Genomic DNA, 22,800 nt, shown 5'->3' on the forward strand with positions numbered 1-22,800 from the left:
ATGTCGCAGGCATGGTTAATTCCCGAGACTGTTACGCCCGAGGACTTGCCTGAAACATTCAATGTTTCACGTGAATCACTGGAAAAACTTCGTTTGTATGTCACGGAACTGCTGCACTGGCAGGCCAGGATCAACCTGATAGCGCCATCGACGATCAGCCAGGTCTGGCACCGTCATATTTGTGACGGCTTGCAGTTGTGTGATCATCTCCGTGGAGACGAACGCCTGATCCTCGACATCGGTTCCGGCGCCGGGATACCGGGTGTCCCGCTGGCAATATGGCTTGCAGAGAAGAATACCGCCGCCGAGGTCGTGATGATCGAGGCCAATGCCAAGAAGGCGGCGTTCCTGAAACAGGTGAGCAGGGTGTGCAGTTTAAACACCCGAATCATCAATGCCCGGGTAGAATTGCTCGGCAAATCGGATTTGCAGCAGGTTGCGGATGTGTGTGTGGCCAGGGCTTTGGCGCCATTGCCCGAATTACTGGAACTGACAGCGCAATTACCGGTTCATCCACAACGAATGTTGTTCCTAAAGGGACAAGATGTAGATGCTGAATTGACCGAGGCTACTAAATGTTGGAATATTTCGTTCTGCAAACACTCAAGTCGCACCCAGCAAAATGGCTGCATTCTTGAAATTCATGAGGCCGAACGTGTCAGCAAAAATACTGAAACACCCGACTAGTCCAACTCCGCGTATCCTGGCGGTTGCCAATCAGAAAGGCGGGGTCGGCAAGACCACGACCGCCATCAACCTGGGCACGGCCCTGGCGGCTGTCGGCGAGAAGGTTCTGGTTATCGATCTGGACCCGCAGGGCAATGCCAGCACCGGCCTCGGCATCGAGCGCTCGCAGGAGCAGGTGTCGACCTATGAGGTGCTGGTTGGCGAGGCCGATCTGCACGAGGCGGTACAGGGTTCGGAAATACCCGGCCTGGATTGCGTGCCGTCTTCGATGGATCTCCTGGGAGCCGAACTTGAACTGGCAGAGTACAACCGCAAGACATACCGGCTGAAGGACGCCATCGAGAAGCTGATCGTGTTCAGCGAGGCCAGTCCCTATACCTATATCCTGGTGGACTGTCCGCCGTCATTGAACCTGCTGACCATAAATTCGCTATCGGCCGCAGACGCCATACTTGTCCCGTTGCAATGTGAATTCTTTGCACTGGAAGGACTGAGCCAGCTGCTCAACACCGTCGAGCGGGTCAAGGCGAACCTCAATCCGTCCCTGGAAATTCAGGGCATTGTGCTGACCATGTTCGATCGCAGAAATTCGCTGTCGGAGCAGGTTGCACAGGATGTCCGCGGAGTGCTGGGCGCCAAGGTTTATGAAACGGTCATACCGCGCAATGTCCGGGTGTCGGAAGCACCTTCGTATGGCAAGCCGGTCCTCTTGTACGACAATACATGTGCCGGGTCGCAGGCGTACATTCGACTGGCATCCGAGATAATCCGCCGGGAGCGTTCCCTTCGCGCGGCATAGAGCATAACAATGAAATCTGAGAAAAAATCATGACGGCACTACCAAAGAAAAGATTGGGCCGCGGACTGGCCGCGTTGATCGGCGACGGTGCGCCGGCAGAAGCTGCGACCGAGCAGGTGCCGGGCCGCGCCAACGGGTTGCGGGAACTGCCTATCGAGCTGGTTCAAAGCAATACCCTGAACCCGCGCAAGGTGTTCAACGAGGAAGACCTGGAAGACCTGGTCAGATCGGTTGCCGAGAAGGGTATTCTGCAACCCGTCGTGGTCAGGCCCGTCGGCGAAGAGGAGAACTACCAGATCGTGGCTGGCGAGCGTCGCTGGCGCGCGGCTCAAAAGGCCGGCCTGCATCACATTCCGGCGCTGGTTCGCGAACTGACCGACAAGGAAGTGCTGGAAATCGCGCTGATCGAAAACGTCCAGCGTGCCGACCTCAATCCGGTCGAAGAGGCGCACGGCTACCAGCAGCTGATCGACCAGTTCGACTACACACAGCAGCAACTGGCTGAATCGATCGGCAAGAGCCGCAGTCATATCGCCAACACGCTGCGCCTGATGGCGCTGCCGGCCTCGGTGCTTGAAGCGTTGCAGACCGGCAAGCTGACCGCCGGCCATGCACGGGCCCTGATTGCAACGCAAGACCCGCAGTCTCTCGCCCAGAAGATAATTGCCCTGGGATTGTCAGTTCGCCAGGCCGAGGCGCTGGCGCGCGATACCGGCACCGGAACCGCGAGCAAGCCTGCCAAAGAGGCAACAGATACCAACATTGCTGCAGTTGAAAAATTGCTGGCGGAAGCACTGGGATTGAAAGTTTCTATCGCGGCAAAAAGTGCCGAAAAAGGCAAATTAACCATACATTACAATGACTTAGATCAACTTGACACGGTTTGTTCCAAGCTTGGCATCAAATCGTGATTTTCAGCGCTGCGGGCAAGTCAGCCGGCGCGGCGAAACGAGCTTGCCGCTGATATAACGAAGCGCTCGGCGATTGGCCAGTTGATGAGCGGTTTTCTGCGAACCTCTGAATTGGCAATGCGCAGGCGTTCTGCTGCAATCAGCAATTGCGGCAGTCCGCACAATCTGAGTTGCCCAGCGATGGCATTGTGGCGCTTGAAGAAAATCGGTGGCCGCCATTCCTTGACGATTGCATCGGGCCGACGTCCGCTTTCCATCGCAGCTGCCATTTCCACCAGCAGGGCGCAGTGATTAGTCAGGGCTATCAGTGCCGAGGCGGGCTGCTGGCCCTGTTGCTGCAGGGTTGTGATTGCCTGAACGGCGGCGTCCGGCCTGCCGGCAAAAACAGCATCAATCAGACCTTCCATGGATGCAGCTTCGTTGCCGGCAACAATTTCGCTCACATCCGAAACAGACAACGAACTGTCATCGCCTGCATAGCTGGCCAGTTTCACAAGTTCCGACTGCAGCAGCGCGGCATTGCCTCCCACAGCGTCGACCACGAGTTCAATGGCTTCACGATCAATGGTGACGCCGAGCCCCGACATGAAGGAGGCGGCAAACTCCAGCAACTCACCGACGCTCTGGTCAAAGCAGATTGTAATTGCCAGGTCAGGCGAGGCTTCAAACTCCTTGCGCAGCGGGGAGGATTTTTTCAGATCGCCGGCGGTGACAAGCAGCAGGCAACCCGACCACCCGACACTGATTGCGCCAATGCATGCCTTGTGAATTGTGCTGGATGCCGCATCAACCAATACCAGCTTGTCCGCGCCGAACATGGAGATTGACTGCAATTCCTCCAGTAACCGTCCGGTATCGGCTGCAAGGTCGGTATCCGACAATCGCACGACCTCGCCATCGGGATGGCCTGAGCTGAAATTCTTTACCGCCTGATTTTTCAAACGGTTCAGCAATTCCCAGTTGGGACCGCAAAGAAGCGCGCCTTTGTAATTACTCGATGGGGAGCCGAAAGCCGCATCAAAGCCCTGAGGCTTGATCACCGCCATCTAATTGGTGGCGAGAAATGCCGCCAGACGTGTCCGCATTTCCTGGCCGACCTGCTTGGCCGCCTGTTCCTCGGCATTCACACGCGCCTGAACATTTGCGAACGAGGCATCAAGCCGGTCGTAAGGAACCCTGCTGAATGCCCGCCCGGAAAACACAACATTCCGGGTTGCGGCATCAACCAGTTGGAATTTGCTTGTCAGGTTGTAGGCCAGCCTGCGGCGAACGGTATCTTCCGTATCGATCAGCGTTTCTGCACTGCCCTTGGCGTCGAAATTGAGATAGTAGCGGTCCTGGGCCTGGGTACCTACCGGCCTGGTAGACCGGACGATCTCATTGCGCACCAGCTGACCAACGCGGGTCGACTGCTGGGAAACGTTGACCTCAGCGAGTTCCTGCGAAACCGAAGACCCGTCGTCCCGGGTTGCATATAGCGGCTGATACCCGCAGGCAGACAAAGCCAGCAAGCCAACCAAAACAAACGATTTCACTGCGTGTTTCGCGAACATCATCATCCCGCAACTATATTCACCAATTTGTTCGGTACAACAATAACCTTGCGAACCGATAAACCGTCCAGACTACGTACCACATTCTCGTGGCGAAGGCATGCCTCTTCTATCGCATCGCGCTCGACATTCTTGGCAAATTCCAGTTCGGCGCGTTTCTTGCCGTTAATCTGGACCACAAAGGTGACTTTGTCACTGACAAGAAGGCTTGCGTCGTGATTCGGCCATTGGGCATCGCATGCCAGCCCGTCGCATCCCAGAGTTTGCCAGCACTCCTCGGCGAGATGCGGCATCATGGGAGCAAACAGCTGAACTAGCGAAACTGCGGCTTCACGCTGCGCCATTTTCAGCACGTCCGGCGAATCATCCGACGACAGCGACGCCGCCAGTGCATTGACCAGTTCGTAGATGCGGGCGATGGCGCGGTTAAAGCGCAGGTTGGAAATGTCGTCACCGACAGACGCGATAGCCATGTGCGTGGCCTTGCGCAGCTCGGCTACATTTGCCGCGCTGGCCTTGTGCAACACATCCGGCACGATCGAAACATCGTCACCCGCGACCTGTCCGACGAGCCGCCAGATGCGCTGGACAAACCGCCAGGCGCCCACCACTCCGGCTTCGGTCCACTCAATGTCACGCTCCGGCGGTGTGTCCGACAACATGAACCAGCGTGCGGTATCGGCGCCGTACTGCTCGATGATGTCATCAGGATCAATGACATTCCTTTTCGACTTGGACATCTTTTCCGCCGGGCCCAGCGTCACGCTTTCGCCGGATACCGTGTCGATCAGGTTATCACCGTCTTTCGCAACCTGGGTGGGAACGATCCACTCGCCGGATTTCGAGCGGTAGGTTTCATGGATCACCATGCCCTGCGTGAACAGCGATTTGAACGGTTCGTCAAAATCGAGGTGCCCGACCTTCCTCATGGCGCGCACGAAGAAACGCGAATACAGCAGATGCAGGATGGCGTGTTCAATACCACCGATATACTGGTCCACCGGCATCCAGTAGCTGGCCGCGTCAGTGTCCACCGGCTGGTCGGAATGCGGCGAGCAGAAGCGGGCGAAGTACCAGGACGAATCGATAAACGTGTCAAACGTGTCTGTCTCACGTTGCGCCGGCGCGTTGCATTTCGGGCACGAAACAGACTTCCACTCTTCGTGGCGCTCAAGCGGATTACCGGGCTTGTCGAAGTTGATGTCTTCCGGCAGTACGACGGGAAGGTCTGCGAGCGGGACATCGACCACGCCGCACGCATCACAATGTATAAACGGGATCGGGCAGCCCCAGTAGCGTTGCCGGGACACACCCCAGTCGCGCAGGCGGTAATTGGTCTTGCGTTCACCAATGCCGGCATCCGCCATTCGCCTTGCAACTTCCGCCTTGGCGTCCTCGACCGACATGCCGTCAAGAAATCCGGAATTGATCATGTGAACAGTCGAGGTGTCCTTTTCCAGCAATGCCTCGGTGCCGACTTCAACAGATGCGGCTTCGGTTCCTTTTGGTGCAACCACCGGGATCACATCCAGGTCATACTTGCGGGCAAAATCCAGGTCGCGCTGGTCGTGAGCGGGGCAGCCGAACACCGCACCTTCGCCATAGCCGATCAGCACGAAGTTGGCCGCATAAACCGGCAAGCGCTTTGCTGCATCAAACGGATGGCGCGCATATATGCCCAGCGGCACACCTTTTTTCTCGGCCCGTTCAATTGCTTCCTCGCTGGTGCCCAGAGCCGCACATTCCTTCTGGAACGCCGTGATCATGTTGGACCCGGCGGCGGCCTTCCGGGTCAGGGCATGGTCTGCCGAGATAGCGCAGAAGCTGGCGCCGAAAATTGTGTCGTGCCGGGTGGTGTATACGGTCAGCTTGTCGTCGAGCTCGTTGCCATCTTCGTCTTCAAGCACGAACGAAAACCGCAAGCCTTCCGACTTGCCGATCCAGTTGCGCTGCATCAGCCGGACTTTCTCCGGCCAGTCTGTCAGGGTGTCCAGGGCAGACAGCAACTCCTCGGACATATCCGAAATCTTCAGGAACCACTGTGCAAGTTCGCGCTTTTCGACTTCAGCGCCGGAGCGCCAGCCGCGTCCATCGATGACCTGTTCATTGGCCAGTACCGTCTGGTCAACCGGATCCCAGTTTACCACCGAGACCTTGCGCTCAACCAGTCCGGCATTGTGGAACTCAATGAACATGCGTTGCTCGTGGCCGTAATACTCGGGATCACAGGTCGCAAACTCCCGCGTCCAGTCGATGGCAAGTCCCATCGACTTGAGCTGTCCACGCATGGTGGCAATGTTTTCATAAGTCCATGACTTGGGATGGACCTTGCGCTCAATTGCGGCATTTTCAGCCGGCATGCCAAAGGCATCCCACCCCATCGGGTGCAGGACATTATAGCCGCTTGCCTTGCGGAAGCGGGCGATCACATCGCCCATGGTGTAGTTGCGGACATGGCCCATATGGATGCGGCCGGACGGATAGGGGAACATCTCAAGCACGTAGTATTTCGGCTTGTCGGATGTGTTGCTGGCCAGAAAGCTGCCGGCGTCCGTCCAGGTTTTCTGCCACTTGGTTTCTACACCGCGGGGATTGTATCGCTCGCTCGACATTTCTTGTGGTATGCCTGTTCGTTGATCCTGATTTATGTCCGCAAGTGCAGTATCAGGAAGCAACCTGACGGGCAAGCAAGACGGTCATATAAAGATGAATACAATTACCCAGCGCTATAATGATGTGACGGCCCGAATCGAGGCTGCGGCCATGAAATCCAACCGGTCCGCCGCCGACGTCACACTTGTCGCAGTATCCAAGACTTTCACTGCCGGTGACATAGAGCCTGCCCTCAAGCTCGGTCATCGCGTGTTCGGTGAAAACCGGGTGCAGGAATCCCAGGGCAAGTGGCCGGCATTGAAACAAGCCTATACGGACACCTGTCTGCACCTGATCGGCCCACTGCAAACCAACAAGGTGCGCGAGGCAGTGGCCCTGTTCGACGCCATTGAAACGCTCGACCGGGAAAAGCTGGCGCGGACACTGGCGAAGGAAATCCAGTCTGCCGGCAACAGCCCGGAACTGTTCATTCAGGTAAACACCGGAAACGAACCGCAAAAGGCTGGTATCCTGCCGGACGATGCCGACGCATTCCTGAAACTGTGCACCGGAACCTACGACCTGACGGTTACCGGCATGATGTGCATTCCGCCGTTTGATGAAGACCCCGTCGCGCATTTTCGCCTGTTGGCGGAAATCGCCGAACGCAACGGCCTCGCCAAACTCAGCATGGGCATGAGCGGTGACTTTGAAACGGCCATTGAATTGGGTGCCACCCATGTGCGGGTCGGCAGCGCGATTTTCGGCAGCAGGACCCAGCAGGTCTGACTTCTAGCGGATATGTAAAATCGTTTCAGGGCCGGAACGTGACAGCACATGGCACAGGTGCTTTTGTTCAAGGGCAATGCAGCCTTGGGTTGGCGTGCCGCCGGGCGCGCGCAGGTGCATGAATATGGCACTGCCTTTTCCCGGTACCGGCGGTGTGTCGTTGTGGCCAAGCACGACAACCAGGTCGTACAGATGATCATCGCGCCACAGTTTCTCATGGTTGTCAGGGCAGGGCAGGCGAACGGGCCTGTTGTAGTCGCGCGAAGCAGGATCATCGCACCAGCCTGAACAGGGACGAATCGGTTCGACCGGCAATCCGGTAAGCGGGCGGGCAATCCGGTCAGGCCTGTACATGACATATCGAAGCGGCCAGCGTCCGGCCGGCGTCGCGCCATCGCCTTCGGATTTGTTGTAGGTGATACCGGCCGGTCCGATACTGCAGGAAAATGCCATTTCACCCATGGTTAAAGAGGCAATATGACCGTTTGCAGCTATATGCCTGATCGCGATATCCTGATCAAAAGTTCCCATGCGTGATCTCTGTTGCCCTTTGCAAAGCAGACGGCATCAAACTAAAGTCATTTGCAATTGATATTTCCATCAGGACTACATGACAAATGAGTACCAAAAAGAAAATTCTCGTCGTCGATGACGATGATGCCCTGCGCGAAACCATAGCCGAGCAGTTCTCCCTGCATGACGATTTCTCAGTGACGGCTGTAAATGGCGGGCTGCCTGCAGTCAATCATTTGAAATCCGAACTGGTTGACCTGGTTATTCTGGACGTGAACATGCCGGACCTTGACGGGCGCGAAGCCTGCAAGATCATGCGCAAGAACGGATATCGCGGCCCGGTTATCATGCTGACCGCGGAAAGTTCCGATGCCGATACGATTCTTGGCCTCGATGCCGGCGCCAATGACTATGTGATCAAACCGTTCAAATTCGCGGTCCTGCTGGCCCGCATCCGTTCGCAGCTTCGCCAGCACGAGCAGAGCGAAGATGCGGTCTTCAAGATCGGACCCTATACGTTCAAGCCGAGCGCAAAACTTCTGATGCAGGATGACAACAAGAAGATCCGGTTGACCGAAAAGGAAACCTCGATCCTGAAGTTCCTGTATCGCGCCGGAGACCAGGTCATTGGCCGTGATGTGCTGCTGCATGAAGTCTGGGGATACAATGCCGGTGTGACGACACACACGCTGGAAACCCACATTTACCGGCTGCGCCAGAAGATCGAGGCAGACCCGTCCCATGCGCAATTGCTGGTGACCGAAGCCGGTGGCTACAAGCTCGTCCCCTAGGGTCTGTACCTTAAGTACACGGATCGTCACATGGGTTCATATTGAGCCATTAAGTTGCTATACCTGTCTGCGAACGGTCAGGTGTGTGGTTTTGCGTATCATAAGCCACAAAGGCATCCTGGCCCGGGCGGGATCAATTACTGACAGGCTGATTTATGGGCGTACGCTCCGCAGTTGATCTGTTGAAACAGCTGCCGTTGTTTGCAGCTGTCGATGAAGCACATCTGCAAACGCTGGTGTTTTCGTCAGATGAACTGATCGTGCCGCCGGGTCGCACGGTGTTCGAAGCCGGCGATCCTTCAACCAATGCGCTGATTATCAAACAGGGTGATGGTGTGGTTATTGATCCCGAGACCGGCGGTGTGCTGGCGCTGGCGGGACCCGGCGCGATGTTTGGTGAGCAGTCCCTGATTGCCGGGATACCGCGCCAGGTCACCTTGAACGCAAAGACTGAAATCGAAGCCATTGTCATCGAACAATCGGTGTTCCTGAGGCTGTGCTCGGAGTTTCCGGAGGTCGGCATGCAGGTGCTCGATGTGCTCAACCGTCAACTTGCAGTATGCTCCAACGAGTTAAGCGAAGTGCAGTCGCAGTTCGAACTTTCACCACTGGAAGACCTGCTTCGCGAAGAAGAGTGACGCTTGTGCACCTGAAGTATCAGGTGATGTCCACCAGAACCGGCACGTGATCGGACGGGCGTTCCCAGCCGCGCACGTCCTTGAGAATCGCTGCGTTGCTGCATTTTCCGGCCAGGCCTTCAGACACCCAGATATGGTCAAGCCGCCGGCCGCGGTCTGACGCCTGCCAGTCGCGCGACCTGTAGCTCCACCATGAATAGATCTTGCTTGGTTCGGGTATTTCAGCCCGGATCGGATCATGCAGGTTGCTGCTGCTCTGAATGTCCAGCAGCCGTTCGGTTTCCTGCGGGGTGTGTGACACGATCTTCAGCAATTGCTTGTGCGACCAGACATCGCTTTCAAGCGGCGCGACATTGAAATCGCCGGTAAACACATGATCGCCATTGCCGTTTGAAATGTGGGTGGAAGTCCAGCTCTTCATTTCGTCGAGGAAGGCCAGCTTGTGGCTGAATTTCGGATTGGTGTCCGGGTTCGGTTCATCACCGCCGGCGGGAATGTAAAGACTGTGAACAGTCAGGTTGCTGTCTGCCAGGCGAATGCTGACATGCCTGCCGTCGTTTTGTCCGCAGAACGAATGAATGTCCATCTGATCGAACGGGACACGGGAGATGATCGCTACACCGTGATGGCCAGACAAACCGTTCTCGGCAATAAATTCATAACCAAGCGGCGCAAATTCGGATGCCGGAAACTGGCCCGGCGGGCACTTGGTTTCCTGCAGGCAGACAATGTCGGGCTGGTGTTGCTCGAGCAGACGATTTATAAGCCCGGCCCGCAACCGTACCGAGTTGATATTCCAGGTAGCAATTCTCAAGACTGATCCGATTCGGTGAGTTAACGATCGGAACCAGTTTTGCGCTCCTTGCTGCGTTTGACCACAAAAAGTTTTGGATCCGGCTGAACTTCCTTGTCCACATTGGACAACTGCACCGTGGTGCGCTGGCCCTTGCCATCCAGAATGATCCATTGCACCAGATCATTGGCTTCGCGGTCGAACACCATGGTGAGCTGGCCGGCGACAAGCTGGTCCTTTTCTTCCATGGTGACGGCAACGAGATTGTCCTGGGATTCGACCTTCAGGATGATGGCCTGTTCAAACAGGTTGACCTGGCCGGCAAGCACGAGCTTGAGCGGCGTTGCGGACAGAGGGTACTGGTCGTCCTTCTTGCGTTTGGTGTTTTTTACCGTGACCCAGCGGCCGTCGGACACAACCAGCAGGGGGCTCGGCGGCGCATATTCAAACCGCATCTTGCCGGGCTTGGAAATATAGAACACGCCGTTGGCAATCTGCCCGCGCGGGCTGGTCTGGGTAAACTCGCCCTTCATGTTCACAATTTCATTCAGGTAGGTGTTGAGAAGAGTGACCGCCGCATTGTCATCTTCGGACAGCTGCGCTGCGGCTTGTGCGACACCCGGATTGCCCGGTACAACGCTCATCGCCGGGACCAGCAGGCAAAGGCCCATGAAAAAAGCAAGGCGTGCGGATTTCTTAGTCAACGGGTATCCTCCAGATGGTTCGGCAACAGTTTGCCGGAACGTGTGGTTTCTTCATCGGCGCGTAACACGGCGACAATTGGGCAGAATAGGTAAGAATAACGTGTTCCGGCCCCAATCAGCCCATGTCCTCACCGACCAGTATCTCGCGCTTTCCGGCATGATTCGCAGCTGAAATCAGGCCTTCTTCTTCCATGCGTTCAATCAGGCTTGCCGCCTTGTTGTACCCGATGGACAGTCTGCGTTGAATGTAACTGGTGGAAACCTTCCTGTCACGCAGCACGACTGCGACCGCCTTGTCGTATTGCTCATCACCGGAATTGCCGCCGGGAGCGCCTGAATCGAAACCGCCACCGCCGCTGTCTTCACCGGTGTCTTCGGTGACGGCGTCGACATAATCCGGTGCGGCCTGGGTTTTCAGGTAGGCGACGATCTGTTCGACCTCATCGTCGGACACAAACGGGGCATGCAGCCTGGAAATGCGGCCGCCGCCGGCCATGAACAGATTGTCACCCTGTCCGAGCAACTGCTCGGCACCCTGTTCACCCAGAATGGTGCGGCTGTCGATCTTGGAGGTTACCTGGAAACTGATGCGGGTCGGGAAATTGGCCTTGATGGTGCCGGTAATGACATCCACCGATGGGCGCTGCGTGGCCATGATCACGTGGATGCCTGCCGCACGTGCCATTTGTGCCAGTCGTTGCACGGCCCCTTCGATGTCCTTGCCCGCGACCATCATCAGGTCGGCCATCTCGTCGATGATGACGACGATGTATGGCATCGGAGACAGGTCCATCTGCTCTTCTTCATAGATCGGGGCACCGGATTCGGGATCAAACCCGGTCTGTATCTGGCGGGTAAACACCTCGCCCTTCTTCTGCGCCTGCTCGGCGCGGGCGTTATAGCCGTCGATGTTGCGCACGCCCAGCTTGGACATCTTGCGGTAGCGCTCTTCCATTTCGCGGACAGCCCATTTGAGTGACACAACGGCCTTGTGCGGGTCCGTCACAACCGGGGCGAGCAGATGCGGAATGCCTTCATAAACCGACAGTTCCAGCATTTTCGGGTCGATCATGATCAGCTTGCACTTATCCGGCGGCAGCCTGAACAGCAGCGACAGTATCATGGTGTTGATGCCAACCGACTTGCCTGAGCCGGTGGTGCCCGCGATCAGCAGATGCGGCATGCGGGCCAGGTCGGCGAATGTCGGTTCACCACCAATGTCCTTGCCCAGCGCCATTGCGAGTTTCTGCTTGGTCTTTTCGAAATCCCGCGAGGCCAGCAGTTCGCGAAGATAAACCGTCTCGCGATTTGAATTCGGCATTTCGATACCGATCGCGTTACGTCCCGGCACCACCGCAACGCGAACCGAAATGGCGCACATTGAACGCGCAATATCATCTGCCAGCCCGATGACGCGGGATGACTTGATCCCGGGCGCCGGCTCAAGTTCGTACAGGGTTACCACCGGACCGGGACGGACATTTATGATTTCTCCGCGAATGCCGAAGTCCTCCAGCACGCCTTCCAGCATGCGGGCGTTTTGCTCCAGCGCGTCGGCAGACAGCTGGTTGGTCTGATTGGCCGCATCAGGCTCCATCAACAGGCTGAGCGGCGGCAACTGGAACTCGCCATTGTTGGGCAGCATGTCGGGCTGCATGTCCTTGGCAATCCGGGAGCCCTGCTTGACCGGTTTTGCCGCCGCCTGCACCCGGGTGCCGGCTTTTGCCGGCGCTGCGATGCCGGCAGGTGTCACCGGGGCGTCCAGGGCAGGTTCGCGGACAGCGGCCGGCTGATCGGTCTCGTCGGTGCGGCTGAGCCGGGGCTCGATGCGGTTGTCGCTCAACGGCGCCCGTCTCGCCAGAAAGGCTGGAATGGGCTTTGCCTCCGGATCCGGGCCGGCTGCTTCATCCTGGCCTGCCTGCTTGCGGCTTTTCAACCGGCTCAGCAGGCTGGTTTCTGTCTCGGCCTCAGGTTCACGCCGCAGGTTTTCAGACAGCCGGCGCCGAGGTCTCACCGGCTCGTCTTCGTCGTCGGCCTGGTAGCGGTCGCGCAGGCTGCCCACAGTATGAGCAAGGCGGGTAGATGCGCTGATCGCCTTTGAGCCGATCATGACGGTTGGCTTCTTGAATGATTTCAGGGCGCGCCAGGCCTGTGACGGGGAGCTGCCCAGCGCCAGCAGCGCGGTCCACATGAAAACGGTCATTGCGACGGTGAAACCGGCGATGGTGGCAACCGAGCCAAATCCAAGCACACGGGGCAGGGACGTCAGCAACATGGCGCCGCTGTCCCCGACAACGCCGCCAAAACCCGGTCCGATCGGCCAGTTGTCCGAGATTGGCAGGAACGCCAGCACAATGGCGGATGACACTATGGCGGCAAGCCAGGAGGGTGCGCGTGTCTGCCAGTTGCCGAGCCGGTTGTGGAATATCAGGGTAATCGCCCAGAACGCCGGGATTGCGATGATCACCGAGTTGGACAGTGCAAACCAGCTGATCAGCTTGTCGGAAATGATCGCTCCGGGATAGCCGAGCGCATTGCGGACGTGGGTTTCAACGGCATTGCTCCATGACGGATCACTGGATGACCAGGTCGCCAGCGTGACGGTGAGGGCAACAAGGCAGCCCAGCAACACCAGGCCCTGCAGCTCCATCAGTCGCCTGCGGACAAACAGCTTCAATCCCTGGGGTATTGTTGCTTGTGCGGGTTTTGCGGTACGGCTTCGAGGCATATTGGAACTTCCGGTCGTGCACGGGTCAACAGGCTGAAAAGCAGGTTTCAGCCGCGATAAATGGGTATCAGTGCGATTGTGGTCCGGACATGGTTAAGGTGTCGTTAAGTTTTGACAGGCTGCAGGCAATGAAAAACCCCGGAAGCAGTGCTGCTTCCGGGGCTGAATACCGGGCGCCGGCGGCATCCACCGACGCTCTTTGCAAGGACTAGATTGCAGATCCGCCGCGCGCAAATTCCGGATAGGCTTCGACACCGACTTCTCCCTTGTCGAGACCTTCCAGTTCTTCCTCGGGGCTGACCCTGATGCCGATGGTGGTTTTCAGGATCATCCAGACCGCGGCACTTGAGGCAGACACGAACAGCCCCACCGCTATGACGCCGACCGCCTGTGCATAGAAGGTGGCATCAGAATTGGTCAGCGGTACGGCCATGGTGCCCCAGATGCCTGCCAGCAGGTGAACCGGAATGGCGCCAACCACGTCGTCGATCTTCAGCTTGTCGAGCATCGGAACCGCAAACACCACGATGACACCACCGATACCACCAATCATGATGGCCATGATCGGCGACGGTGTCAGTGGCTCGGCGGTGATGGCCACCAGGCCTGCCAGTGCGCCATTGAGCGCCATGGTGACGTCCATCTTCTTGTAGACGATCTGGGTCAGCACAATTGCGACAACCACACCGGCCGCTGCGGCCAGGTTGGTGTTTACAAAGATGCGCGACACCGAAGAGACGTCGGAGATCGTGCCCATGGCAAGCTGGGATCCGCCATTAAAGCCGAACCAGCCGAACCACAGGATGAATGTGCCGAGCGTGGCAAGCGGGATGCTGGAGCCGGGAATCGGGTTGATACGGCCGTTTTCACCGTACTTGCCGGCCCGTGCGCCGAGAATGATGGCGCCCATGAGCGCTGCCCAGCCGCCGGTTGAATGCACCAGTGTCGACCCGGCAAAGTCTGAAAAACCTATGCCGTCGAGCCAGCCGGCACCCCACTCCCAGCTGCCCTGGATCGGATAGATAATGCCGGTCAGGATGGCCGTGAAAATGATGAACGGCCAGAACTTGATGCGCTCAGCAATGGTGCCTGACACGATGGAGGCCGTGGCGGCACAGAACACCATCTGGAAGAACCAGTCGGAACCTGCGGCATAACTGCCGGCATCGGCGTCGGTCGCCGGTATGACTTTCGGGGTCGGGGTGCCCATCCAGCCACTCCCGGCGACAACACCGTCATACATGAGGTTGTAACCCACCACCCAGAACATCAGGCCCGCAACCGAATACAGCGCGATGTTCTTCAGGCATTGCATGGATACGTTCTTCGAGCGGACCAGGCCTGCCTCCAGCATGGCGAAACCGGCCGCCATGAACATGACCAGAAAGCCGCCAATGAGAAACAGCAGCGACGACAGGATGTATTTTACATCTGCGGTGGCCTCGGTACTTGCCTGCGCAAACGCGACGTCGCTTCCCGCGACGGCACCGATTGCCAGCGTCGCCGCCAGCGCGAATTTTTGATAAAGCTTCATATCTGTTGCCCTCACAGTGCTTCTTCGCCGGACTCGCCGGTGCGGATACGCACGGCACCGTCCAGATCCAGAACGAATATCTTTCCATCACCGATCTGGCCGGTACGGCCGGCTTCGGTAATGGTTTCCACAGCCTTGGCTGCAATCTTGTCTTCAAGTGCAAGCTCGATTTTAATCTTGGGCAGGTAAGACACTTCATACTCGGCCCCACGGTAGATTTCCGTGTGACCTTTCTGGCGCCCATGCCCCTTGACCTCACTCACGGTCATGCCCTCAACACCAATGGCGGACAATGCGGTGCGCACTTCCTCCAGCCGATGAGGCTTGATGATCGAGATGATGTATTTCATTTGCATCTCCCATGTTACCCATCGCTGCCGGCTTCGAACCGACAGCGTCAATGGAGATGCATTTCAAGCACCGTGCCAAACAGCGTGATTTTCGTAACCTTTTGAATAAGCTTATGAAAAACAAGGTGCAGGGAATTTTAATTGGGATAATTTGCCTAAAAATTACACAGTATTGATATAATGCCTAATAATCAGGCGTTATTGATTTTGATGAATCCCTGCTGTGCGACGCTGGCTGTCAGGGTTCCAGTCCGGTTGAACAGGCTGAGCCTGCCCAGCCCCATACCGGCTTCATTGCCCATCGCTTCGTGGCTCATCAGCAGCCAGTCTGAAAAGTCAGGCGGATTGTGTACCCACAGGGCATGATCAAGGCTGGCCATGGTAATATCGGCATCAAAGAAGTTACGTCCATGCGGATGAAGACTGCCGTTCAGAACCGTCATGTCGGACAGATAGGCCAGCAGGGCCCATGACATGTCACCGGCCGGTTGCTGTGTTGTTCGAAGCCTTGCCCAGGTCAGGCTGGATTCAGGACGGTCGGGGTCCGGATGAACAAACAACTGATGGTTGACCGGGCGCAACTCGAACACCTTTTCGCGGGCCAGGTATTTTTGCGCTCCGGCAGGTAATACCGATGCGTAAAGTGCGGCAATCTCGGTCTCGTCGGGCAACTCTTCCGGTGGATCTGCATCCGGCATTGCCGGGTGGTGCAGCAAGCCGGAGCCGGGTTTTCGAAACGAGGCCTGCAGGCAGAAGGCCGGCTTGCCGCCCTGCAGTATGGTGACCCGGCGATTGGCGATGGAGCGCCCGTCCAGCAAGCGCTCTACCTGCAGTTCGAGCGGCTGATCAATCAATCCCGGCCGCAGGAAGTAACCGTGCACAGAATGCGGGTTGCGCTGCGGGTCATCCATGGTCATTTGCGCGGCCCTTAAACCGTGCGACAACAAAAGTCCGCCGTAAATGCGCCGCCAGCCGAATTGCGGACTGCGGCTACGGAACCGGTTGTCATCCAGCCGTTCAAGATTGAAACTGGCAACCACTTCATCGTATTCGGACATTCAGTATTCTTTCTGCAAGGCCGTATCCGGCCAAAAAGGAACCTTGTGAAATCACAGCAGCCATATGACGCTATTATAATCGGCGGTGGACTTGCCGGCCTGACCTGTGGTCTTGCCCTGTCAGGGGATTATTTGTCCATACCCCTGAAAACCCTGATTGTGGATGCCGGTCCCGAACTCGCTTCCAGAAATACCACTGCCGATGCGCGCGGTTCTGCGATAACCAAGAGTTCGCGCACCATGCTGCAGACACTAGGTGTCTGGGACGCCGTTGCAGAGCAGGCTCAAGCGTTTGAGAAGATCATTGTTACCGACGGCAAGAACGATGCCGACAACAGGCCGGCCCTGCTGAGTTTTCTTGAAGCCGGGGAAGCTGGATCGGCATCGGCCTGGATGGTTGAAAACGCCACCTTGCTGTCCGCCCTGATCGGAAAGGTTCAACAGACCGAGCAAATCAGCTTCATGGGCAATACCGCGATTGACACATTTGATTTCTCCGCATCGCCGGCGCGTGTCACGACAACAGACGGACGCACATTTTCAGCGCCGCTGATCATCGCCGCGGACGGGAGGAATTCAAGAGCCCGCCAGGCCGCCGGTATCGATACGGTCAGGTGGGACTATGACCAGTCCGGTATCGCCATGACGGTGGAACACGAACTGCCCCATCACGGCCGGGCAGAAGAGCATTTCCGTGAAGCCGGGCCGTTTGCGATCCTGCCATTGAGTGGCAACAGGTCCTCGATTGTGTGGACCGAACAGAGCAAAGATGCCGAGCGCCTCATGCAGTTGCCGGAGCCTGAATTCCTGGATGAGTTCAAGCAAAGGTTCGGCAGTCATCTGGGTGAGGTGAAACTGGCGTCAGACCATGCCGCCTGGCCCCTGTCGGTTCAGATCGCCAGGACGTTCATCGGACAGAGGCTGGCGCTGATCGGAGATGCCGCGCATGTTATTCATCCCATAGCGGGCCTCGGTTTCAACCTGGGTCTGCGTGACATCGCCGCCCTGAGCGATTGTCTTGGAGATCATGTCAGGCGTGGCCTGGATCCGGGAGGGCAGAGCTGCCTGAAGGCCTACGAAGAATGGCGCCGGGCAGATACGATTATGGTGGCGGCGGCCTGTGACGGGTTGAACCGGTTGTTCTCCAACGCCGCATTGCCGGTTGCAACCTTGAGGCAGGCCGGGCTGAAACTTGTCGACCGGCTGCCGCCATTGAAGGCATTTTTCATGGATCAGGCCGCCGGGATTGCCGGAAAACAGCCGCGCCTGCTGCGCGGCGAGCCGGACTAGCTGCGGTTATTATGTTCTGGACTTGCCTTCAGCTTCCAGCCGCTCCAGGTATGCAGACCAGATAACATCGCGGTCACGTCCCAGTTTCAAAAGGTAGTCCCAGCTGAATATGCCGGTTGAATGCATGTCGTCGAATGTCAGCCGGACCGCATAGTTTCCCACCGGATCAATCTTGATGATGGCCACACCGGCCTTGCCGCCGACGCAGGTTTTCTGGTCCGCGCTGTGGCCCTGTACTTCGGCGCTGGGGCTTTCAACGCGCAGATACTCGGCCGACAGTGAGTGTTTTTCACCATCATCAAATGTGACATTCAGCGAACGGCCAGCATCGCTCAGGCGGATTTCCTCAACCCAGACCGTGGTATTATTGCTTGTCTCAGTCATCCAGAATTCGCGCCTCTTCAACGAGCATGATCGGAATGCCGTCGCGGATCGGATAGGCGAGCCGGGCGCGCTCCGAGATCAGTTCCTGGGTCTCGATGTCATATTTCAAAGTTGCGTGCGTGAGGGGGCACACCAGCATTTCCAGCAACTGCGCGCTGGCGCGCCGATAAGTCTGGCGGCTGTTGTCTGTGTCGGCCGGGCCTTGCGGGCTTGTATTGTCTGTCATTGCACGACCCGTTCGCCACTGTCGGACCCGGTCGACATGTCGGCCAGGGCCATCAGTGTCCTGGTGCGCTGCTTGAGGTTCGGCGCTTCCAGCAATGCCTGCTTTTCACCGGCAGTGAAGGACCCGATCATGGACAGCGTGTTGATCAGCGTGGATGTGGAAACTTCGCGAATTTCGTCCCAGTCGGCCTGCATGGAGCGGGCATCGAGAAACCGCCGGAGGCTGTCCAGCAGCTTTTCGCGATCCTCGCCGATGGTTTCATTCTCGTCGGTGAGATCAACCAGGAACTCGTCATAGTCTGCACGTACCATGCGGAACGGGCTTTGCGACGGCACTTCCTCAGAAATCTTGAAGCGGCAAATGCCTGTCAGAATGATTTGCACCTGGTTGTTTTCAACTTCCATGAACGAGGTGATCCTGCCGGCACACCCGACCTCGTACAGTTCGGACTGCGGCACGGCGCCTTCCGGGTCCAGGTCGCGCTCTGTTTCCATGTTGCGCGGCTGGATCATGCCGATGAGGCGGTTTCCGGCCAGTGCCGTTGCAACCATCTCCAGGTATCTTGGTTCAAAAATGTTCAGGGGCAGATCGCCGCCAGGCAACAGCAACGCGCCGGGCAAGGGGAATATCGGCAGTGTTTCCGGCAGGTCTGCGGCTGACTGGTAGCGCTCGTCATTGGCTTTCAAAACCATCACCTTTACTCAGGCAAACAATATCGAGGACAACCGCCTACGGCCCGAAAGTGTCAATTCGTGGGTCGGACCCCAGGCTTCGAAAAATACCAGCAGCTGTTTTCGCGCCGCATCGTCGTTCCAGGCCCTGTCTTTTTCGATCAGCCACATCAGATGATCAAGTGCTGCTTCCTCCTGGCCTGCGGCGTTCAATGCAACCGACAGGTCGAGACGAGACTGGAAGTCGGTTTCATCAGCTGCCACGGCTTCATTCAACCGGGTGATTTCGCCGTCATCAACTGGTGTTTCAGCCACGGTCAGCGCGGCAAGCGCACCTGAAACATGGGCGTCGTTCACCAGGGCCGGCGGGATCACGGCAAGCAGTTCGCGCGCGCCTTCGAGATTGTCGACCGCGATGAATGCCTTGGCCATGCCGGCAATGGCACGGCCGTTTTCCGGCTCAAGCTGCAAAACCTGTTCAAACATCGCCATGGCTTCATCGGCTGCCTCAGCCTCCAGGGCGGCTTCGGCGGCTTCCAGTGCCTTCTCGACCTGTTCGGCCTGGCCGCCATGACTGGAGACAATCTTGTCGATGAAGGTCCGGAGTTCAGACTCAGGCAGCGCGCCCATGAAACCGTCAACCGGCTGTCCGTCGGCAAAGGCAAACACGGCCGGGATCGACTGGATGCGCATTTGTTGCGCCAGTTGCTGATTGGCGTCGATGTCGACCTTGACCAGGCGTACCTTGCCGCCGGCTTCCGTTACAATCTTTTCCAACAGGGGGCCGAGCTGCTTGCACGGCCCGCACCAGGGTGCCCAGAAATCCACCAGAACGGGAACCGACTTTGACGCCTCGATGACGTCGGTCATGAAGTTCGCGGTATCAGACTCCTTGATGAGCTGTGCCGCCGACGGGCCGGTTTCCGGCGCCGGGGTGGTGCCGCCGGCATTGAATGATGTTCCCATCGAGAATGTTTGGTTTGTCATCTTGGCCTTCCTGGATACAGCCTTAAATATGATGTCGATAACATGGTCTCGCAGCCGGCATTTTGCAAATCAGCCGCAAGCTCAGTCATAAAGTGTGATTATCTGCGGTTCATGACCACAAGAAGAAATGAACTTCAGAAGATCATCCGGTGTCAACGTAACCGTAGCGGTATTGACCAGCGGATGATAGCTGACGACGTCGTGCTGCATCATTTTCTCGTCAAGCACGACATTGACCCTGCGGTCTGTATCATTGATCAGGGCGAACGGCGTTACCGAACCCGGCTCGACGCCGAGGGCCTCACCTAACAGCTCAGCCTTGCCGAAGGAAATTCTCGCCGCACCGATAAGGGACGGCAGGCCTTTGAGATCGATCGCCGCGTCTTCAAGGCAGACGACGAGCCAGAGCGCGCCCTTCTTGTCTTTCAGAAACAGGTTCTTGCAATGCCCGCCCGGAATCTCGCCGCGCAGTGCGCGGGCCTGTTCAACGGTAAATACCGCTTCGTGCTCGGTTGTCTCGGTCTTGATGCCGAGGTCGGTCAGATGTTGCAGCAATTGCTCGGGCGTGGTGGACATGGGGGCTCCGGTAACTGGCAGAGAAGAAGAATTTATTTTGTCACCGGTGTGCTATTGCATTTAGTTCCCGCTTGCGCAATATAGCGGCGCTTGCGGCGACCTTGTTTGCCGCCAAGCCCCATGGATGCGGGCGTAGCTCAGGGGTAGAGCACAACCTTGCCAAGGTTGGGGTCGTGAGTTCGAATCTCATCGCCCGCTCCAATTACTGCAAAACAGTGATATACTGAACAAGCGTCCTCCGGGCGCTTTTTGCGTACCGATTGGAATGAGGCCGGATGCGAGACGACGACGGAGACCTGATCGCCCGTCATGTTGACGATGTCATGCGTCACCTGAAAGCGCTCTATGACGCCTTGCCGGGCAACCCTGATCACCGCTCCAAGGCCAGCCGTTTTGTTGCCGACACGGCCGACAGACCCGCGCCAGAACCGCCTTTTGCAATGCATGACGCGGACTACCGGGTGTTCAGACATTTTACCGATGACAGCGACCTGATCGTCGATATCGGGGCCAATTGCGGCTATTCGGCTGAATCAATCTGGGCAAGTGGCAGCGGCGCCCGCGTATTAAGCTTTGAAGCACTCAACCTGCACGATCCAAACCTGGCGACCCTCAAGAAGGTTTACGGCGACAGGTTTGACTACCGGATTATGGGGCTGGGCAATTCATCGGCCATTCTGGAATTCGTTACCCCCGTGGTCAATGGCATCGCCATCACGGCATTGGCAACGGCGTGGAACGACATTCACTGGCAATCACTTGCCGAAAACACAATCCGCTTCGGCGACATTGAGGCTTACCGGAGCCATCGCCCGGTAGATATCGACCTGGCGCTCATCCAGGCGCCGGTAATGAAGCTGGATGATGCTCTCAAGTCACAGGGCCTGAACCTGCAAGGCAACAACATATGCGCGATCAAGATTGATGTTGAAGGCCTTGAACCGGAAGTTGTGGCCGGCGCCCGTGAAACGCTGCTCCATCACAAACCGCTTCTCCTGATAGAAGCAGCTCAGTTCCGCACGGAGATGCTGAAGGTGCTGCAGGACATGGGGTACCGGTTTGCGACGCGTAATGGCGATGTACTGGAGCCGGTACTGAAGTTACCAACCGGGGTAAACTCTTTTTTCTGGCATGCCGACCAGCAAACGCACTATGAAACCCTCGGACTGCTTGCGAGAAAACGTTCAACCGCCGCATCGCTCCTGCGCAACTGGCTGAAGCTCGCATCGGGCCGGTAGTTGATTGAATTGAAAGGCGTGACGGGCCAGCATGCGCAAGGCTGACAAGCTGCGCTTTTGCACCGGTTTCATGTCTGAAATGAGAACCACACAACCTGCCTTTCGGTCATGCGCGGGGAACTGAAGTGCTGCAGGCCCGGGCGCGCAGCGACAATTCTGAAGCCTGAACTTGACCCGGCCCAAACCTGAACGGCTTTAGTCGGACAATTTCTTCACCCAGACCTGACTGCCAATTGTGAGTATCTCCAGTTTCTCGCGATACAGGTTCAAAAATGCATCAATGGCGGGTTTGGGAACTCCGTGTTCATTGAATTCGGGATCGTCCCACTCGTAATCGTCAAATGCGATGATGCCTCCCGGCTTCACCAGCCTGAAAACCAGTACAGCGTCTTCCAGAACATCGATTGTCCAATGACTGCCATCAATATAGGCAAAATCAAATGCCCAGAGTGGCAATTTCCGCAGTACTCTGGCAGAAATATCCAGATGCAGCGTGACCTTGTCCCTGGCTCCGGTTGACTGAATGTTGCTCCAAAAGCTGGGCTGCAGTTCCACATCTATCGAATCCAGCCTGGCGCCAGGGTGCGTGGCAATGTTTTCAAGCAGCCAGACGGCACATCGGCCTTCGTGGGTGCCGATTTCCAGAAGCTGACAAGGCTGGCCGGCCAAATCACCCAGGAGTTGTTCAAACGATTCCTCATTCTCTGAGAACCAGTCTTCCTGAAAGACAGGTGAACTCGGGCTATCAGCCTGCTTGCCTGCAAACAGGCTACGGATTTTTCCTGCCAACACGCTGATTTGACGCCTCAATCGATAATAGGTCGGGGTTGTTGCTGACCGGTTCGACACAAGCCTGCCTGCGGACGTACGCCGCCGCCGATCTGGTACGTGCGAATATTATGTTGGTGATGCTGAAATGTATAGAGATGATCAATTTCTACCCGCTGTGGGCCGGCACTTTTGACAGTACAGATGCCAGTTGAACTGT

24 protein-coding genes and 1 tRNA gene are annotated in these 22,800 nt (G+C 57.2%); 9 read left to right on the plus strand and 16 right to left on the minus strand.

Annotated features, from left to right (window positions below):
• From rsmG to DHN55_RS05010, 3 genes are read left to right on the plus strand one after another with little or no spacing between them, the layout of a single operon-like run.
• Entirely contained in the window at positions 1 to 687 is a 687-nt protein-coding gene (gene rsmG / locus DHN55_RS05000) for a 16S rRNA (guanine(527)-N(7))-methyltransferase RsmG (protein WP_108880252.1), read from the plus strand.
• The gene (locus DHN55_RS05005; protein WP_337659930.1) at positions 656 to 1,486 is read left to right on the plus strand and encodes a ParA family protein; all 831 of its coding nucleotides are present in this window, start codon (positions 656 to 658) and stop codon (positions 1,484 to 1,486) included. The genes rsmG and DHN55_RS05005 overlap by 32 nt, the downstream gene beginning before the upstream one ends.
• 29 nt (positions 1,487 to 1,515) lie before the next feature.
• On the plus strand, positions 1,516 to 2,397 hold the full coding sequence (locus tag DHN55_RS05010) for a ParB/RepB/Spo0J family partition protein (protein WP_108880254.1): 882 nt from the start codon (positions 1,516 to 1,518) through the stop codon (positions 2,395 to 2,397).
• Between the two features lie 20 nt (positions 2,398 to 2,417).
• On the opposite strand, the gene holA is transcribed toward DHN55_RS05010, so the two are convergent.
• The 3 genes from holA to leuS are packed head-to-tail and all read right to left on the minus strand — an operon-like array spanning position 2,418 to position 6,562.
• On the minus strand, positions 2,418 to 3,443 hold the full coding sequence (holA, locus tag DHN55_RS05015) for a DNA polymerase III subunit delta (RefSeq protein WP_108880255.1): 1,026 nt from the start codon (positions 3,441 to 3,443) through the stop codon (positions 2,418 to 2,420).
• Positions 3,444 to 3,932, minus strand: a complete 489-nt coding sequence (locus DHN55_RS05020) for a hypothetical protein (protein ID WP_337659931.1) — start codon at positions 3,930 to 3,932, stop codon at positions 3,444 to 3,446. It lies immediately after the preceding gene.
• Between the two features lie 20 nt (positions 3,933 to 3,952).
• Positions 3,953 to 6,562, minus strand: coding sequence for a leucine--tRNA ligase (gene leuS / locus DHN55_RS05025; RefSeq protein ID WP_108880257.1), 2,610 nt, complete (start codon positions 6,560 to 6,562; stop codon positions 3,953 to 3,955).
• A 94-nt stretch (positions 6,563 to 6,656) separates the two neighbouring features.
• Here leuS and DHN55_RS05030 point away from each other — a divergent pair, with 94 nt between their 5' ends.
• Positions 6,657 to 7,331 carry a YggS family pyridoxal phosphate-dependent enzyme gene (locus tag DHN55_RS05030; protein WP_108881717.1) on the plus strand — a complete coding sequence of 225 codons (675 nt, stop codon included), beginning with the start codon at positions 6,657 to 6,659 and terminating at the stop codon, positions 7,329 to 7,331.
• A 3-nt stretch (positions 7,332 to 7,334) separates the two neighbouring features.
• On the opposite strand, the gene DHN55_RS05035 is transcribed toward DHN55_RS05030, so the two are convergent.
• Positions 7,335 to 7,862: a L,D-transpeptidase family protein gene (locus tag DHN55_RS05035; protein WP_337659932.1), complete on the minus strand. Its 528-nt coding sequence runs from the start codon at positions 7,860 to 7,862 to the stop codon at positions 7,335 to 7,337.
• A gap of 86 nt (positions 7,863 to 7,948) precedes the next feature.
• Between DHN55_RS05035 and DHN55_RS05040 the strand changes: the two genes are divergently transcribed.
• Positions 7,949 to 8,635, plus strand: a complete 687-nt coding sequence (locus DHN55_RS05040) for a response regulator (protein ID WP_108880258.1) — start codon at positions 7,949 to 7,951, stop codon at positions 8,633 to 8,635.
• A 155-nt stretch (positions 8,636 to 8,790) separates the two neighbouring features.
• A complete protein-coding gene (locus tag DHN55_RS05045; protein ID WP_108880259.1) occupies positions 8,791 to 9,273 on the plus strand; it encodes a cyclic nucleotide-binding domain-containing protein in 483 nt (160 codons plus the stop codon).
• A 19-nt stretch (positions 9,274 to 9,292) separates the two neighbouring features.
• On the opposite strand, the gene DHN55_RS05050 is transcribed toward DHN55_RS05045, so the two are convergent.
• The 6 genes from DHN55_RS05050 to DHN55_RS05075 form a co-directional block, all read right to left on the minus strand.
• The gene (locus tag DHN55_RS05050; RefSeq protein WP_337659933.1) at positions 9,293 to 10,087 is read right to left on the minus strand and encodes an exodeoxyribonuclease III; all 795 of its coding nucleotides are present in this window, start codon (positions 10,085 to 10,087) and stop codon (positions 9,293 to 9,295) included.
• 20 nt (positions 10,088 to 10,107) lie between these two features.
• Positions 10,108 to 10,770 carry a LolA family protein gene (locus tag DHN55_RS05055; RefSeq protein WP_337659934.1) on the minus strand — a complete coding sequence of 221 codons (663 nt, stop codon included), beginning with the start codon at positions 10,768 to 10,770 and terminating at the stop codon, positions 10,108 to 10,110.
• Between the two features lie 115 nt (positions 10,771 to 10,885).
• The gene (locus tag DHN55_RS05060) at positions 10,886 to 13,420 is read right to left on the minus strand and encodes a DNA translocase FtsK (protein WP_337659935.1); all 2,535 of its coding nucleotides are present in this window, start codon (positions 13,418 to 13,420) and stop codon (positions 10,886 to 10,888) included.
• A gap of 286 nt (positions 13,421 to 13,706) precedes the next feature.
• Positions 13,707 to 15,032, minus strand: coding sequence for an ammonium transporter (gene amt, locus DHN55_RS05065; protein ID WP_108880263.1), 1,326 nt, complete (start codon positions 15,030 to 15,032; stop codon positions 13,707 to 13,709).
• 11 nt (positions 15,033 to 15,043) lie between these two features.
• Positions 15,044 to 15,382, minus strand: a complete 339-nt coding sequence (locus DHN55_RS05070) for a P-II family nitrogen regulator (protein ID WP_108880264.1) — start codon at positions 15,380 to 15,382, stop codon at positions 15,044 to 15,046.
• Between the two features lie 191 nt (positions 15,383 to 15,573).
• Positions 15,574 to 16,440 carry an acyl-CoA thioesterase domain-containing protein gene (locus tag DHN55_RS05075; protein ID WP_108880265.1) on the minus strand — a complete coding sequence of 289 codons (867 nt, stop codon included), beginning with the start codon at positions 16,438 to 16,440 and terminating at the stop codon, positions 15,574 to 15,576.
• A gap of 45 nt (positions 16,441 to 16,485) precedes the next feature.
• On the opposite strand from DHN55_RS05075, the gene DHN55_RS05080 reads away from it, so the two are divergent.
• A complete protein-coding gene (locus tag DHN55_RS05080; RefSeq protein ID WP_108880266.1) occupies positions 16,486 to 17,730 on the plus strand; it encodes an FAD-dependent monooxygenase in 1,245 nt (414 codons plus the stop codon).
• 9 nt (positions 17,731 to 17,739) lie between these two features.
• Here the strand turns inward: DHN55_RS05080 and DHN55_RS05085 are convergent, their stop codons facing one another.
• The 5 genes from DHN55_RS05085 to DHN55_RS05105 form a co-directional block, all read right to left on the minus strand.
• Positions 17,740 to 18,114 carry a gamma-butyrobetaine hydroxylase-like domain-containing protein gene (locus DHN55_RS05085; RefSeq protein ID WP_108880267.1) on the minus strand — a complete coding sequence of 125 codons (375 nt, stop codon included), beginning with the start codon at positions 18,112 to 18,114 and terminating at the stop codon, positions 17,740 to 17,742.
• Positions 18,107 to 18,340 carry a Trm112 family protein gene (locus DHN55_RS05090; protein ID WP_108880268.1) on the minus strand — a complete coding sequence of 78 codons (234 nt, stop codon included), beginning with the start codon at positions 18,338 to 18,340 and terminating at the stop codon, positions 18,107 to 18,109. Before DHN55_RS05090 ends, DHN55_RS05085 begins: the two co-directional genes overlap by 8 nt.
• Positions 18,337 to 19,026, minus strand: a complete 690-nt coding sequence (locus DHN55_RS05095) for an LON peptidase substrate-binding domain-containing protein (RefSeq protein ID WP_337660240.1) — start codon at positions 19,024 to 19,026, stop codon at positions 18,337 to 18,339. Before DHN55_RS05095 ends, DHN55_RS05090 begins: the two co-directional genes overlap by 4 nt.
• Positions 19,027 to 19,041: 15 nt before the next feature.
• Positions 19,042 to 19,998 (minus strand): thioredoxin, encoded by a 957-nt coding sequence (gene trxA, locus DHN55_RS05100; protein WP_337659936.1) that lies wholly within the window; start codon positions 19,996 to 19,998, stop codon positions 19,042 to 19,044.
• A gap of 81 nt (positions 19,999 to 20,079) precedes the next feature.
• On the minus strand, positions 20,080 to 20,595 hold the full coding sequence (locus DHN55_RS05105; protein WP_443111123.1) for a prolyl-tRNA synthetase associated domain-containing protein: 516 nt from the start codon (positions 20,593 to 20,595) through the stop codon (positions 20,080 to 20,082).
• A 105-nt stretch (positions 20,596 to 20,700) separates the two neighbouring features.
• Between DHN55_RS05105 and DHN55_RS05110 the strand changes: the two genes are divergently transcribed.
• Positions 20,701 to 20,775, plus strand: a tRNA-Gly gene (locus DHN55_RS05110).
• 74 nt (positions 20,776 to 20,849) lie between these two features.
• The gene (locus DHN55_RS05115) at positions 20,850 to 21,812 is read left to right on the plus strand and encodes an FkbM family methyltransferase (RefSeq protein WP_108880272.1); all 963 of its coding nucleotides are present in this window, start codon (positions 20,850 to 20,852) and stop codon (positions 21,810 to 21,812) included.
• Between the two features lie 195 nt (positions 21,813 to 22,007).
• Here DHN55_RS05115 and DHN55_RS05120 read toward each other — a convergent pair whose 3' ends face one another.
• Positions 22,008 to 22,604 carry a class I SAM-dependent methyltransferase gene (locus DHN55_RS05120; RefSeq protein ID WP_337659937.1) on the minus strand — a complete coding sequence of 199 codons (597 nt, stop codon included), beginning with the start codon at positions 22,602 to 22,604 and terminating at the stop codon, positions 22,008 to 22,010.
• Between the last annotated feature and the right edge of the window lie 196 nt (positions 22,605 to 22,800).

The sequence above is a fragment of the Anderseniella sp. Alg231-50 genome, assembly GCF_900149695.1.
Taxonomy (GTDB): domain Bacteria; phylum Pseudomonadota; class Alphaproteobacteria; order Rhizobiales; family Aestuariivirgaceae; genus Anderseniella.

What these genes read in the sequence shown, in the direction of transcription:
- rsmG (WP_108880252.1), top strand. Translation starts at nt 1, where the DNA reads ATGTCGCAGGCATGGTTAATTCCCGAGACTGTTACGCCCGAGGACTTG.
- DHN55_RS05010 (WP_108880254.1), top strand. Translation starts at nt 1,516, where the DNA reads ATGACGGCACTACCAAAGAAAAGATTGGGCCGCGGACTGGCCGCGTTG.
- holA (WP_108880255.1), bottom strand. Translation starts at nt 3,443, where the DNA reads ATGGCGGTGATCAAGCCTCAGGGCTTTGATGCGGCTTTCGGCTCCCCA.
- leuS (WP_108880257.1), bottom strand. Translation starts at nt 6,562, where the DNA reads ATGTCGAGCGAGCGATACAATCCCCGCGGTGTAGAAACCAAGTGGCAG.
- DHN55_RS05030 (WP_108881717.1), top strand. Translation starts at nt 6,657, where the DNA reads ATGAATACAATTACCCAGCGCTATAATGATGTGACGGCCCGAATCGAG.
- DHN55_RS05035 (WP_337659932.1), bottom strand. Translation starts at nt 7,862, where the DNA reads ATGGGAACTTTTGATCAGGATATCGCGATCAGGCATATAGCTGCAAAC.
- DHN55_RS05040 (WP_108880258.1), top strand. Translation starts at nt 7,949, where the DNA reads ATGAGTACCAAAAAGAAAATTCTCGTCGTCGATGACGATGATGCCCTG.
- DHN55_RS05045 (WP_108880259.1), top strand. Translation starts at nt 8,791, where the DNA reads ATGGGCGTACGCTCCGCAGTTGATCTGTTGAAACAGCTGCCGTTGTTT.
- DHN55_RS05060 (WP_337659935.1), bottom strand. Translation starts at nt 13,420, where the DNA reads ATGGAGCTGCAGGGCCTGGTGTTGCTGGGCTGCCTTGTTGCCCTCACC.
- amt (WP_108880263.1), bottom strand. Translation starts at nt 15,032, where the DNA reads ATGAAGCTTTATCAAAAATTCGCGCTGGCGGCGACGCTGGCAATCGGT.
- DHN55_RS05070 (WP_108880264.1), bottom strand. Translation starts at nt 15,382, where the DNA reads ATGAAATACATCATCTCGATCATCAAGCCTCATCGGCTGGAGGAAGTG.
- DHN55_RS05075 (WP_108880265.1), bottom strand. Translation starts at nt 16,440, where the DNA reads ATGTCCGAATACGATGAAGTGGTTGCCAGTTTCAATCTTGAACGGCTG.
- DHN55_RS05085 (WP_108880267.1), bottom strand. Translation starts at nt 18,114, where the DNA reads ATGACTGAGACAAGCAATAATACCACGGTCTGGGTTGAGGAAATCCGC.
- DHN55_RS05090 (WP_108880268.1), bottom strand. Translation starts at nt 18,340, where the DNA reads ATGACAGACAATACAAGCCCGCAAGGCCCGGCCGACACAGACAACAGC.
- trxA (WP_337659936.1), bottom strand. Translation starts at nt 19,998, where the DNA reads ATGACAAACCAAACATTCTCGATGGGAACATCATTCAATGCCGGCGGC.
- DHN55_RS05115 (WP_108880272.1), top strand. Translation starts at nt 20,850, where the DNA reads ATGCGAGACGACGACGGAGACCTGATCGCCCGTCATGTTGACGATGTC.